At 70.4% G+C, this 12,543-nt stretch carries 9 protein-coding genes; 3 read left to right on the top strand and 6 right to left on the bottom strand.

Features of this window, described 5'->3' with window-relative positions:
• Positions 1 to 25: 25 nt before the first annotated feature.
• Positions 26 to 3,349, bottom strand: a complete 3,324-nt coding sequence (locus BCL76_RS36645; protein ID WP_109783878.1) for a S8 family serine peptidase — start codon at positions 3,347 to 3,349, stop codon at positions 26 to 28.
• 273 nt (positions 3,350 to 3,622) lie between these two features.
• Positions 3,623 to 4,183 carry a CGNR zinc finger domain-containing protein gene (locus BCL76_RS36640; RefSeq protein WP_109783811.1) on the bottom strand — a complete coding sequence of 187 codons (561 nt, stop codon included), beginning with the start codon at positions 4,181 to 4,183 and terminating at the stop codon, positions 3,623 to 3,625.
• A gap of 121 nt (positions 4,184 to 4,304) precedes the next feature.
• Between BCL76_RS36640 and BCL76_RS36635 the strand changes: the two genes are divergently transcribed.
• The gene (locus BCL76_RS36635) at positions 4,305 to 4,763 is read left to right on the top strand and encodes a VOC family protein (protein ID WP_109783810.1); all 459 of its coding nucleotides are present in this window, start codon (positions 4,305 to 4,307) and stop codon (positions 4,761 to 4,763) included.
• Positions 4,763 to 5,650 (top strand): pyridoxamine 5'-phosphate oxidase family protein, encoded by an 888-nt coding sequence (locus BCL76_RS36630; RefSeq protein ID WP_109783808.1) that lies wholly within the window; start codon positions 4,763 to 4,765, stop codon positions 5,648 to 5,650. Before BCL76_RS36635 ends, BCL76_RS36630 begins: the two co-directional genes overlap by 1 nt.
• Here BCL76_RS36630 and BCL76_RS36625 read toward each other — a convergent pair.
• Both BCL76_RS36625 and pepN read right to left on the bottom strand, forming a co-directional pair.
• The gene (locus BCL76_RS36625; protein ID WP_109783806.1) at positions 5,626 to 6,588 is read right to left on the bottom strand and encodes a hypothetical protein; all 963 of its coding nucleotides are present in this window, start codon (positions 6,586 to 6,588) and stop codon (positions 5,626 to 5,628) included. The two genes, BCL76_RS36630 and BCL76_RS36625, sit on opposite strands and share 25 nt — an antisense overlap.
• A gap of 230 nt (positions 6,589 to 6,818) precedes the next feature.
• Positions 6,819 to 9,380 (bottom strand): aminopeptidase N, encoded by a 2,562-nt coding sequence (gene pepN / locus BCL76_RS36620; protein ID WP_109783804.1) that lies wholly within the window; start codon positions 9,378 to 9,380, stop codon positions 6,819 to 6,821.
• A gap of 139 nt (positions 9,381 to 9,519) precedes the next feature.
• Here pepN and BCL76_RS36615 point away from each other — a divergent pair, with 139 nt between their 5' ends.
• Positions 9,520 to 10,164 carry a mycothiol-dependent nitroreductase Rv2466c family protein gene (locus BCL76_RS36615; RefSeq protein WP_030715850.1) on the top strand — a complete coding sequence of 215 codons (645 nt, stop codon included), beginning with the start codon at positions 9,520 to 9,522 and terminating at the stop codon, positions 10,162 to 10,164.
• A 138-nt stretch (positions 10,165 to 10,302) separates the two neighbouring features.
• On the opposite strand, the gene BCL76_RS36610 is transcribed toward BCL76_RS36615, so the two are convergent.
• Positions 10,303 to 10,959 carry a superoxide dismutase gene (locus tag BCL76_RS36610; protein ID WP_030016698.1) on the bottom strand — a complete coding sequence of 219 codons (657 nt, stop codon included), beginning with the start codon at positions 10,957 to 10,959 and terminating at the stop codon, positions 10,303 to 10,305.
• A gap of 165 nt (positions 10,960 to 11,124) precedes the next feature.
• Positions 11,125 to 12,525 carry an amino acid permease gene (locus BCL76_RS36605; RefSeq protein WP_109783802.1) on the bottom strand — a complete coding sequence of 467 codons (1,401 nt, stop codon included), beginning with the start codon at positions 12,523 to 12,525 and terminating at the stop codon, positions 11,125 to 11,127.
• Positions 12,526 to 12,543: the final 18 nt, after the last annotated feature.

The raw sequence follows: 12,543 nt of genomic DNA, 5'->3' as shown, positions 1-12,543 counted from the left end.
CTCGGGTTCGTCCGGCCGCAGGGTCCTACGGGAGGACCTTCTCGATCTGGACGCTGCCGGTGCCGGCGGCGGTGCCGCGGGCGTTGAGCAGCTGGACCTGGCCGAAGAACTGCCGGCCCTCGGGGGCCGGGCTGGTGACCAGGACGTTCGCCGAGACCTGCGCGGTGGCGCCGGTGGCGAGGTTCACCGTGGCGGCCTCGTCGACCTGGACGGAGCCCAGGGCGGCCGAGAAGAACACGTCGCGGTAGTCGTACGTGGTGGTGCCGGACGGGATCGCGTAGCCGATCACCTTGACGGTGTAGGTGCCCGCGGCCGGGTTGACCAGGCTCACGGCTTCCTCGGAGTCGCCGTCGGCGGCCGAGCCGACCTTGATGCCGTCCTTGTAGACCTCCAGGTCGAGGTCGGCGGCGGTGTCGGACACCTTGCCGATCGCGACGTCGAGGCGCGAGGTGCCCGCGGGCACCACGATCTCGGTGGAGTGGGTCTCACCGGGGGTGATGGTCGGCTTGGCGACCTTCGCGGAACCGAGCGGACCGCCGACGAGCTTGCCGCCGGAGATGGCCGCGCCCGCGTTCTTGACGCTCCACTGGACCGGGGCGGGGGTGCCCTGCTTCACCTCGGGCAGAACCTTGACCGCGGGGTCGAAGGCCGCGCCGAGCACGGAGACGTCCAGCTTGAACGGGTTGTCGAGCACCGGAGAGGTACGACGGGCCTCGACCTCGATCTCCCAGACACCCGGGGTGGGCTCGGGGTACGAGCGCACGTCGGGGCGGCAGGTGTTGGCCGGGTTGTCGTAGTTCGGGTAGCAGTTGGTCGTCGCCGTCGGGTCCACCGGGGTGCCGTACGGGTGGATCGCGATGAAGCGCGTCTGGCTGCCGGCCGCGAGACCGCCGAGGGCCACCTCGAGGCTCTTGGCGCCCGCCGGGACGGTCACGAAGTACGACTTGTGGCTGTTGCGCTGCACCGAGGAGGACTGCGACAGGGCGAACGACGGCGCGGCCAGGGGGGCGGAAGCCACGACGGTCGTCAGGATCTGCTTGTCGATGCCCTCGGTGGTCTCGTCGTCCAGCTGCAGGATGCCGCTGTGGACGCCCGCCGACTTGGCGTTGGCCTCGACCTTGATGGTGACGGGCTTGTTCAGCGGCAGGGTGACGTAGTCGTAGCCGCCGATGACCTTGAAGGTCCCGTCGTTGTTGCGCCAGCTCAGGTCGTGCCGGGTGCCGTACTTGACGCCCGTGGTGCGGGTGACGACGACGTCGTAGACCTTCTTCTGGCCGACCTTGAGGCCGCCCTCACGGTCGTACAGGCCGGTGCCGAAGCCCGGGGTCTTCAGGAACTGGTCGATCGCGGTGTCGACCGGAGCCTTGACGGTGAACTCGTTGGCCTTCGCGTCGCGCTGGACGGACTCCCACGCGCCGGGGATGTCGATCAGACCCGAACCCTGCGCGTGCGCGGGGACGTTGTCGATCTTCTTGGCGGCCGTGGTGAGCGCGACCCGCAGGGAGGCCGGCGTCAGCTTGATGTTGTGCTGCTTGGCGGCCGAGATCAGCAGGGCGCTGGCGCCCGCTGCCTGCGGCGAGGCCATCGAGGTGCCCTGGAGCATGCCGTAACCGGCCGGCAGGGTGTAGCCGGCCTCCTTCACCGGGGCGCCGGGCAGCCAGGTCTGGATGGTGTTGATGGCCGCGCCGGGGGCGCTGATGGTCGGCGTGAAGCCGCCGTCCTCACGCGGACCGCGCGAGGAGAAGGGGAACATGTTGTACTTCGCGCTCACACCGGAGCCGTAGTTGGCGGCCCAGGTCTCCTTGGAGACCGACGCGCCCACGGAGATGACCTTGTCCGCGAGGGCCGGGTCGCCGATGGTGTTGACGCCCGGGCCCGAGTTGCCGGCCGAGATGACCAGCTGGACGCCGTAGGTGTCGATGAGGTTCCTGTAGAGCTCGGAGCGCGCGTTGTTGCCGTCGTTCAGCGCCGGCAGGCCACCGATGGACATGTTGACGATGTCCACGCCACGGTTGACGACGAGGTCGATCATGCCCTCGGTCAGCGCGATGTTGGTGCAGCCGCCGGACCAGGAGCAGGCGCGCGAGGAGACGAGCTTGGCGCCGGGCGCCTCGCCGTTCATCTTGCCGCCGAAGAGGCTGTTGGCGGCGGTGATGCCGGCGACGTGGGTGCCGTGCTCGGACTCGATGATGCCGACGTTGACGAAGTCGGCCTTCTTGCCGACCCAGTCACCGCCCAGCGGATCCATCGGGACGTCCTTGCGGATCTCGATCACGAACGGGATGCGCTCGGCGACGTCGGTCGCCGGGTTGTCCGTGCCGAAGTAGCCGATCTGGTAGCCGTCCTTGTACGGCTTCATCGGCTCGTTGTTCGTGAAGTCGCCGTCCTGGTCGGTGTCGACGCGGACGGTGCCGGCGGCGGCGTCGTAGAGCAGGCCGAACCGGTCGGTGGTGTCACCGTCGCGGTTGACGTCGCCGGCCATGTCACCGGTGGCGGTGATGGACTCGGTGAAGCGGCTCCACTGGAAGCTGCCCTCCGGGGCCTTCCAGCTCTGACCGCCCGCGGTGAAGCTACCGCCGCTGGAGGTGACCGGGGTGATCTGGGGGCGCCAGGTGGCGTCGTTGTCCGTGATCGGGTCGGTCGCCGTGACCCAGTCGACGATCTTGCGCTCGCCGGTGGTGGTCTTCTGCAGGGCCGGGTGACCGAGGTCGATGCCCGAGTCCATGATGCCGATGGTGACGCCGCGGCCGTCGGCCTGCGGGTTGTCCTTCACGAAGTCGACCGCGCCGGTCTCGAAGGACGGGTTGTACGGGTTCTTCGCGGGGGTGTTCTTGTCCGGCGCCGCGTAGGTCTCGGCGGCGGTCTTCTTCACCGCGCCGGTCGAGCGGTCCGCCTCGGGGCGCGGGTCCGGCAGTTGGATCTCGTGCCGCAGGTCGATGCCGTGCACCGAGGACAGCTTGGCGGCCGCCTTGAGTGCGGCGTCGGCCTTGCCGGTGGGCAGGGTGGCGCGCACGTAACCGAGGTTGTCGTACGTCTGGCCCACCGAGGCGCCCTGGACCGAGCCGAGCTGGTCCGCCACCTGCTTGGTCTGGCCGGGAGCGGTCGCGACCATGACGGTGACGTTGGCGTCACCCTTGGCCTTGGCCTGCTGCAGCAGTTCGGCGTCGGCCGAACCGAGCTTCTGCTCCGCGGACTTGACCGCGGGCGAGGTGCCCGGGGTGTCCGCGCCGGTCGCCGCGAGGACGGGCCCGGCGCCGGTGGCCGCGAGAGCGGCGACCAGACCGGCCGCGGCCGCGACGCGCGCGACGCGTCTGGCCCCGGATATGGAGCTGGGGGATTCGAGGGTCATCAGCATCCCTGGTAAGTGAAAGATACGGTCCGGATTTCGGTGCCGGATGACCGGTCAGCTTGGCCTAAGCGACAGCTCTTTGGGGAGAGTTGTCATTGACCGAGACCTGTCATGGCGGACTCCCGCCGGCGCGAAGAATGCGCCGGCACGGCCCAACCGGGGCACAGTGGTGCGAACCGCAGGGGCTGATCGATCGATTTATCGACTTGGCGGCCCTACGTCAGCACCGGGACGCGACAGCGCCCCGGTGCGGGTGTGACAGATTTCGCGCGCTCAGCGCTCGCGCGTGCGCGCGTAATGACGTGAGGCTTTCGCCCGGTTTCCACAGGCGGCCATCGAGCACCAGCGACGCGTGCCGTTGCGCGAGGTGTCGTGGAAGTGCAGGACGCAGGTCTCGGAGGCGCACTTGTGGATCCGCTCGGGCGTGGAGCCCAGCAGTTCCAGGTAGTTCCTGGCCGCCGTCCAGGCCGGACCCCAGGTGGGGTCGTCGAACTCGGCGCGCTCGCCCGGCCCTTCGGCGGTCAGGGTGGCGCGGATGCGTCCGTGCTCCAGCACGGCGTCGATCAGGGCGATCGCGCTCTCGTCGGTCGGGTCCGCGACGGCGCGGGCCAGGGCCTCGCGCGCGGTCATCAGATGGACGAGGGTCGCCGCGTCGGCCCGGAAGCGACCGGCCAGACCGGTGCTCTCCAACCAGACCGCCAGCCCTTCGACGCGGCTCAGCCCGAAGGCCCCCGCGAAGAGGTCGACCAGTTCCCCCTCGCGCATCCAGCGGGTGTTGAGCAGATCGAGGGCGATCGGCTCCCCGATCAGGGGCCGTGCGTCCGCCGTCGCCATGTCCGTCTCCTCGCTCGCTAACCCCTCAAGAGTACGTGAGCGGTTGACACGGATCGACCTAACCTTTAAATTGAATTTAGAAGGTTAGTCATTGTGGAATGATCTCTGCGGAGGACCCGTCATGAGCACCGTCATCAGCAAGCTCCGTACCGGGCACGTCGGCCTGAACGTCACCGATCTGGAGCGCTCGCTCGCCTTCTACCGGGACGCCCTCGACTTCCAGGTGCTCGGCGAGGGCAAGGAGGAGGGCCGCCGCTTCGCCTTCCTCGGCCGGGACGGCGAGCTCGTCCTCACGCTCTGGCAGCAGGCCGACGGTGCCTACGCCCCGGCCGCGGCCGGACTGCACCACCTGGCGTTCTCGGCCGACGCCGTCGAGGAGGTGCGCGCGTACGAGGAGCGGCTGCGCGGCCTGGGCGTCGCGTTCGCCTACGAGGGCGTCGTCGCGCACCGCGAGGGCGCGGCCTCCGGCGGCATCTTCTTCCACGACCCCGACGGCATCCGCCTGGAGATCTCCGTGCCGACCGGTGCCGAGGATGCGCCCGCCCCCACCGCGGGGGCGCCGACCTGCGGGTTCTTCTAATGAGTGGCGTCTACCACCGGGGGTCGCTGGCGGTGCAGGAGCGGGTCGGCGTGCGCGGGCCGGCCGAGCACGTCGGCCGCTCGATCGGTACGGGCATCCGTGACGTCGCCGCGGCCTTCCTGGAACTCCAGCCGCACCTGGTCGTCGGGGCCGCCGACGGCGCCGGCCGGGTGTGGGCCTCCCTGCTCACCGGCCCGCCCGGCTTCGTGCGGGCCACCGGCCCGCACCGGATCTCCGTGGCGGGAGGAGCCCCCGCCGGAGACCCCCTCGCAAAGGCACTGGCCACGGACGGGACGCGGATCGGGACCATCGCGCTCGATCCGCGCACCCGGCGCCGGATGAGGCTGAACGGAACCCTCGCGGCGACACCCCGGGGCTTCGCCGTCGAGGCCGAGCGGGTCTTCGCCAACTGCCCCAAGTACCTGCAGAAGCGGCAGCCGCTGGAACGCGTCGCGGAGGGGAGCGGAGTCGTGCGCCGGGGGGAGGCGCTCACCCCCGACCAGCGGCGGACCGTAGAGGGCGCCGACACCTTCTTCGTCGCCACCACGGCGGAGGCGGACGGGGTCGACGCCAGTCATCGGGGCGGGCTGCCGGGCTTCGTGGAGGTGCTCTCGCCGGTCGAACTGGCCTGGCCGGACTACGCGGGCAACGCCATGTTCCTGACGCTGGGGAACCTGACGGTCGACCCACGGGCCGGGCTGCTCTTCCCGGACTGGGAGAGCGGGGCCGTCCTTCAGCTCAGCGGCCGCGCCCGGACGGAGTTCGGGGCCGACGGGAGCCGCCGCACCCACTTCCGGGTGGAGTCGGTGGTGGAGAGCGTGCATCCGGGGCGGCTGCTCTGGAGTACCCCGGAGTACTCGCCTCACCTGGGCAGTACGACCAGGTAGGCGGCGGGTTCCCGGTCGTCGGCGGCGGTCAGGGCGGTCCGGATCACCGCGGCCTGCTGCTCGGGCCAGTCGCGGAGCTTGCGCGGGGTGATGTGGATGACGGTCACCCCGAGCCGCTCCAGCGTCTCGCGCTTGCGCACCGACTCGGACCACTGCTCGTCCTCGCCCTGACGCGGGGCCCGGGTGTCGATCTCCACGGCGACGGAGTGCTCGGGCCAGTACGCGTCGACACCGCCGAGGTGCGGGCCGCCCGGCAGTCGAAGGTCGACGTTCCAGACCGGGTCGGGGAGCTCGTAGCCGCGTACGACGTGGTACAGCCGGTCCTCGGCGATGGCCCGCCCCTCCGCGAGCAGCGATTCGACGGCGTCGACCACGTGCGGCCGGTTCAGCAGCCGGGCCACGGTCAGCTCCCGGACGACGGCGGCCGGTTCGCAGTGCCCGCCGCGGACGGCCTCGCTCAGCAGACGGCGCACAGTCCCGGCGTCGGAGAGCTGGGTGACGGCGTCGGCGACGGCCCGGGCGACGGGAGCCACCGGCAGCCCGGTCACCTCCTGCGACCGCGGCGGGGTGTGCGTCCGTACGATCCGCACGTCCCCGGTGGAGCGCAGCCGCCGGGTGCCGGGCACGAGCACGTCGATGTGCGAGAGGGCGAGCAGCGGGGGCGCCGAGCTGAACCGGTACAGGGCCAGCGCCGCCAGCCCGGTGATCATGGCCTCGCCGCCGGCGCGCCGGCCCGCGTACAGCAGCGCCGCGTGCAGCCGCTCCTCGCTGGTCGCGGGACCGGGGTGGAGCAGGAACACCCCGGGCAGGATCTGCTGCCAGGACCGCTCGGTCGCGTCGGAGGCGGTGACGCCGTGCTCGCGCAGCTGTGCGAGGGTCAGCACGCGGGGGCGGCTGCCGGTGAGGTGGGCGAGGGGGAGGGGTGCGTTGTGGTTCATGACGCGGTGATTCCCTCAGGCCATGGCCTTGCTAACCCCTGTTACACGCTCGTCGACAAATCCGGACAAGCCGGGGCTAAAGTACGGGCGTTCGACTGCCGATGGGATGCGCCCGTACGGGCTACCGCTGCCCGGACCCGGTCCTCAAACGCCGGACGGGCTGAAAACTCAGCCTCGCCGGCGTTTGAGGCGCGGGGTCTGGGGCGGAGCCCCAGCAGCGGCGCCGCGGGCTAGGCGCCGGCCGCCCCGGCGTCGCAGGCCTGGGCGCGCAAGGCCCGGGCCAGGTCGTCGTGGGCCTCCAGGACCAGCCGGCGCAGGGCCGGCGGCGCCGCGGGGTGCTCGGAGAGCCAGGCGTCCGTCGCCGAGACGGTGGACGCCGAGTCCTGCAGCGACGGGTACAGCCCCTTCACCACGTCCATGGCGATCTGGATCGACCGGTCCGCCCACACCCGTTCGATCACCTCGAAGTAGCGCCCCGCGTAACCCGCCAGCAGGCCCCGCTGCGAGGACTGCTGCATGCCCGCGATCGTCGCCTCCACCAGCGCGTTCGACAGCGCGTCCGACTCGACCACCGCCGCCCACGCCTGGTCCTTCACCGCCTGCGAGGGCCGCGCCGCCAGGCACCGCACCTGGTGTCGCTTGCCCGAGGCCGTGTCGTCGCGCGCCAGTTCGGCGGCCAGCACGGCCTCGTCCACGGCCCCGTGCGCGGCCAGCGGCAGCAGGAAGTCCCAGCGCAGCTCCTGGTCCACGTCCAGCCCGTCGATCCGGGCCGAACCCTCCAGCAGCCCCAGCAGCAGCTGGAAGTCGCCCTCTGTCGCCGCGCTCGCCGCGAAGAAGCGGGCCCACGTCAGCTGGTGCTCCGACCCCGGTGCCGCGTTCCGCAGCTCGTGCAGCGCACCCGCCGCCAGCTGCCGGCCGCCCTGCTCGCGCCAGGCGGGCGCCGCGTAGTGGGTGACCGAGGTCAGGGCCTGCGTGTGCAGCATCTGCAGGACGCCGACGTCGCTCTCGCGGCCCGCGTGCGCGAGGACCAGCGAGACGAAGTCCCGGGCCGGCATCAGACCGTCGCGGGTCAGGTTCCACAGCGCCGACCAGCAAAGGGCCCGCGCGAGCGGGTCCGTCAGATCGCCGAGGTGCGCCCGCAGGGTCTCCAGCGAGCCCTCGTCGAAGCGGATCTTGCAGTAGGTGAGGTCCTCGTCGTTGACCAGGACCAGGTCCGGGCGCTCGGTGCCCGCCAGTTCCGTGACGACCGTCCGCGCACCCGCCACGTCCGCGTCGGCCCGCGCGTAGCGGACCAGCGTCCCGTCGGACTCCAGCCGGTACAGGCCCACCGCGACCCGGTGCGGGCGCAGCTCGTCGCCCTCCTGCACGACGGCCAGTTCCGTCACCCGGCCGCCCGCGTCGTAGGTGATCACCGGGGTCAGCGCGTTCACGCCGGCGGTCTGCAGCCACGCCCGCGACCACTGCGCCATGTCCCGACCGGAGACCTCCGCGAGCACCGACAGCAGGTCGTCCAGCGTCGTGTTCCCGTACGCGTTGGCCTTGAAGTAGCGCCGGGCGCCCTCCAGGAAGGCCTCCCGTCCCACGTAGGCGACGAGCTGCTTGAGCACCGAGGCGCCCTTGGCGTAGGTGATGCCGTCGAAGTTCAGCTTGGCGTCCTCCAGGTCACGGATGTCGGCCGTGATCGGGTGGGTGGACGGCAGCTGGTCGGCCCGGTAGGCCCACGACTTGCGGCGGTTGGCGAAGGTGATCCACGCCTGGTCGAAGCGGGTGGCCTCGACGAGCCCGAAGGAGCCCATGAAGTCGGCGAAGGACTCCTTCAGCCACAGGTCGTCCCACCACTTCATGGTGACCAGGTCGCCGAACCACATGTGCGCCATCTCGTGCAGGATGACGTTCCCGCGCGCCTCGTACGAGGCCTGCGTGACCTTGCCGCGGAAGATGTACTCCTCGCGGAAGGTCACCATCCCCGGGTTCTCCATCGCGCCCAGGTTGTACTCCGGCACGAAGGCCTGGTCGTACTTCCCGAAGGGGTACGGGTAGTCGAAGATCTCGTGGAACAGGTCGAAGCCCTGCTTGGTGATCAGGAAGATGTCATCGGCGTCGAAGTGCTTCGCCAGACCCTTGCGGCACATCGCGCCCAGCGGGATGGTCAGGTCCCCGCGCGTGTAGGAGTCCGTCACGTAGTGGTAGGGGCCCGCGACCACGCACGTGATGTACGTGGAGATCGGAGCGGTCTGCGCGAACTGCCAGACACCCGCCTCGCGGGACTCCTCCGCGCCGTTGCTCCACACCTGCCAGCCGTCGGGAGCCGTCACCTCGAAGCGGTACGGGGCCTTCAGGTCGGGCTGCTCGAAGTTCGCGTACACCCGCCGCGCGTCGGCCGGCTCGTACTGGGTGTAGAGGTAGACCTCGCCGTCCTCCGGGTCGACGAAGCGGTGCAGGCCCTCGCCCGTCCGGCTGTAGGCGCAGTTCGCGTCGACCACGAGGACGTTCTCGCTGGCGAGGCCGTCGAGGGTGATCCGGGAGCCGTCGAAGACGGCGGCCACGTCCAGCGCGCGCCCGTTCAAGGTCACGGCGTTCACCGAGGGCGCGATCAGGTCCGCGAAGGTGGCAGCGCCGGTGCCCGCCGCCCGGAAGCGGATCGTCGTCACCGAGCGGAAGGTCCGCGGACCCTCGGCCGGTTCGGCCTCGTCCACCGCGGACCGGATGTCGAGGACCACCTCGTACCCGTCGACGGACAGCAGCTCGGCCCGCTCGCGGGCCTCGTCGCGGGACAGATTCTCTCCGGGCACATGCACTCCTTCGTGCGTGATCGCGTTCTTGTGTCGAATCCTCGCACGAGGGAATGCGCGCCACCCGGTACTGGTTGGTGACGGGGAACGTGAGCCCAGTGATGCCCTTTTGCGACGCACGCCGAGACTGAGGAGAGACATGACCGACACCCAGGTGCGCGAGAAGACCCCGGTCGACTTCTGGTTCGACCCGCTCTGCCCTTGGGCCTGGATGACGTCCCGCTGGATGGTCGAGGTCGAGAAGGTCCGCGACGTCGAGGTCCGCTGGCACGTGATGAGCCTCGCGGTGCTCAACGAGAACAAGCTCGACGAGCTGCCCGAGGTCTACCGCGAGCTGCTCGGCCCCAAGGGCTGGGCCCCGGTGCGCGTGGTGATCGCGGCGCAGCAGAAGCACGGTGAGGAAGTCACCGGCAAGCTCTACACGGCGCTGGGCACCCGCATACACAACGACGAGAAGGGTCCGACGCGCGAGGTGATCGCCGAGGCGCTGGCCGAGGTCGGCCTGCCGGCCGAGCTGCTCGCGTACGCCGACTCGGACGAGTACGACGAGGTGCTGCGGGCGTCGCACAACGACGGGATCGACCGGGTGGGCCAAGAGGTCGGCACCCCGGTGATCTCCGTTCCGGGCGCCGAGGGCGATGTGGCCTTCTTCGGTCCGGTGGTCACCCCGACCCCGCGCGGCGACGCGGCCGCCCGGCTCTGGGACGGCACCCTGCTCGTCGCCTCGACCCCGGGCTTCTACGAGATCAAGCGCACCCGGACCAAGGGCCCGTCCTTCGAGTAGGCGGACCCGCCGGCCCGGCCGGCGCACCACACAGAAGACCCCCGTGAGTCACGTCCTCACGGGGGTCTTCCGTTCGACACGCCCGCCGGTGAAGGTTGAGAAGACGATCACGAGGCGGACGGGTTCGCGGCGCTGCGATCAGCCCTTGGCGGGGATCAGCAGCGGGGTGTTGGCCTTGGCGTCGGCGTAGCGCTTGGAGACGTCCTGCCAGTTGACGACGTTCCACATGGCCTCGATGAAGTCCACCTTCTGGTTCTTGTACTGAAGGTAGAAGGCGTGCTCCCAGGCGTCGAAGACCAGGATCGGGGTGCTGGCCACGCCCACGTTGCCCTGGTGGTCGTAGACCTGCTCGACGACCAGGCGGCCGCTGACCGGCTCGTACGCGAGCACGCCCCAGCCGGAGCCCTGGGTGGCGGAGGAGGCGAAGGTCAGCTGCTTCTTGAACTTCGCGAAGGAGCCGAAGGACTCGGTGATCGCGTCGGCCAGGTCGCCCAGGCCGTCGGCAGCGGTGGGCTCGCCGCCGCCCTCACCGGTCTTCGGGCTGGCCATGTTGTGCCAGTAGATGCTGTGCAGGATGTGGCCGGAGAGGTGGAACGCGAGGTTCTTCTCCAGGCCGTTGAGGGCGCCCCAGTTCTCCTTGTCGCGCGCCTCCGCCAGCTGCTCCAGCGTGTTGTTGGCGCCCGTGACGTAGGCCGCGTGGTGCTTGTCGTGGTGCAGCTCGATGATCTGCGGGTTGATCACCGGCTCCAGTGCCGCGTAGTCGTACGGAAGCTCAGGAAGCGTGTAGATGGCCATGCGTGTTATCCGGTCCCCTCGGCGTGCCAACTGCTTATTGCAATCAATGCGCAACTGCACGCTAGCAGTATCTATTCCAGCCGACATGTAAGGGTTACCTCCGAACGACGAAGGCGGGCCCCGTGTCTTCGCACGGGGCCCGCCTTCGTTTCTTCCGAGGAGCCGTCAGCTCCGGACGGCCGCCCGGCGCTGCATCACGTAACCGGTCACCGCGAGGGCGACGGTGAGGCCGCCGGTGAAGACCACCTGGACGCGCGTGTCCTCGCCCAGGGCCATCAGCACCAGGACCCCGAGCACCCCGGCCAAGGCCACCCAGGTCAGATACGGGAAGCCCCACATCTTCACGACCAGCTTCTCGGGGGCCTCGCGCTCCAGCCGGCGGCGCAGCACGAACTGCGAGACGGCGATGAAGCCCCAGACGATCAGGATGACCCCGCCCACCATGTTCAGCAGCCAGGCGAACAGGGTGTCCGGGTACCAGTAGGACAGCAGCACGGTGACGAAACCGAAGCCGCAGGAGGCGAGGACCGCGCGGCGCGGCACCCGGCCGCTGACCTTGCCCAGCGCCTTCGGGCCCTGGCCGCGGGAGACGAGGGAGTGGGCCATCCGCGAGGAGCCGTAGATGTTGGCGTTCATCGCGGACATCAGGGCGATCAGGATGACCACGTTCATGATCTCGCCGGCGGCCGGTATGCCCAGGCGGTCCAGGGTCGCGGCGTACGGGCCGTCCGCCGTGACGGCCGGGTCGTTCCACGGCAGGAGGGTGACGACGACCAGCATGGAGCCCACGTAGACGATCGCGATCCGCCACATGGTGGTCCGCACGGCCTTGGCCACGCCCTGGACCGGGTTCTCGGACTCGGCGGCCGCGATGGTCACCGTCTCCAGTCCGCCGTAGGCGACGACCGAGGCCAGCAGTCCGACCAGCAGGCCGTCCATGCCGTGGGGCAGGAAGCCGCCGTCGTGCAGCAGGTTGGCGGCGCCGGGGGAGTCGGTGCCGGGCAGCAGGCCGAGCACGGCGAGGACGCCCAGGCCCAGGAAGAGCGCGATCGCGCCGATCTTGAGGGCGGCGAACCAGAACTCGAACTCGCCGAAGTTCGAGACGGCGGCGAGGTTGGAGCCGCAGAACACCGCCATGAAGACCAGCACCCACATCCAGGAGGGGGTGCCCGGGAACCAGCCGGTCATGATGTGCGCCGCGCCGATGCCCTCGATGGCCACGCCCACGCAGAGCAGGGTCCAGAACATCCAGCCGGCGGTGAATCCGGCCCAGGGGCCGATCGCGCGCTCCGCGTGCACGGAGAAGGAGCCCGAGGCGGGGTCGGCGGCCGACATCTCGCCGAGCATCCGCATCACGAACATCACGAGCAGCCCGGAGGCGGCGTACGCGAGCACGATCGAGGGGCCCGCGGCCGCGATGCCCGCGCCCGAGCCGACGAAGAGCCCGGCGCCGATGACGCCGCCGAGGGCGATCATCGAGAGGTGGCGCTGCTTGAGTCCGTTGCCGAGGGGTGATCCGGCGTCGGTCTGCGGTGCTTCGGGGGGTGTCAGGGTGCTCTGGCTCATTGAGGGTGTGCCTGTCCG

Source organism: Streptomyces sp. CG 926 (assembly GCF_003148825.1).
Lineage (GTDB): Bacteria > Actinomycetota > Actinomycetes > Streptomycetales > Streptomycetaceae > Streptomyces.
The sequence above is the reverse complement of the archived record's forward strand: the minus strand, read 5'-3'. Positions and strand labels throughout refer to the sequence as shown.

Coding starts and splice junctions, on each gene's coding strand:
- BCL76_RS36645 (WP_109783878.1), bottom strand. CDS start 3,349: ATGACCCTCGAATCCCCCAGCTCCATATCCGGGGCCAGACGCGTCGCG.
- BCL76_RS36640 (WP_109783811.1), bottom strand. CDS start 4,183: ATGGCGACGGCGGACGCACGGCCCCTGATCGGGGAGCCGATCGCCCTC.
- BCL76_RS36635 (WP_109783810.1), top strand. CDS start 4,305: ATGAGCACCGTCATCAGCAAGCTCCGTACCGGGCACGTCGGCCTGAAC.
- BCL76_RS36630 (WP_109783808.1), top strand. CDS start 4,763: ATGAGTGGCGTCTACCACCGGGGGTCGCTGGCGGTGCAGGAGCGGGTC.
- BCL76_RS36625 (WP_109783806.1), bottom strand. CDS start 6,588: ATGAACCACAACGCACCCCTCCCCCTCGCCCACCTCACCGGCAGCCGC.
- BCL76_RS36615 (WP_030715850.1), top strand. CDS start 9,520: ATGACCGACACCCAGGTGCGCGAGAAGACCCCGGTCGACTTCTGGTTC.
- BCL76_RS36610 (WP_030016698.1), bottom strand. CDS start 10,959: ATGGCCATCTACACGCTTCCTGAGCTTCCGTACGACTACGCGGCACTG.
- BCL76_RS36605 (WP_109783802.1), bottom strand. CDS start 12,525: ATGAGCCAGAGCACCCTGACACCCCCCGAAGCACCGCAGACCGACGCC.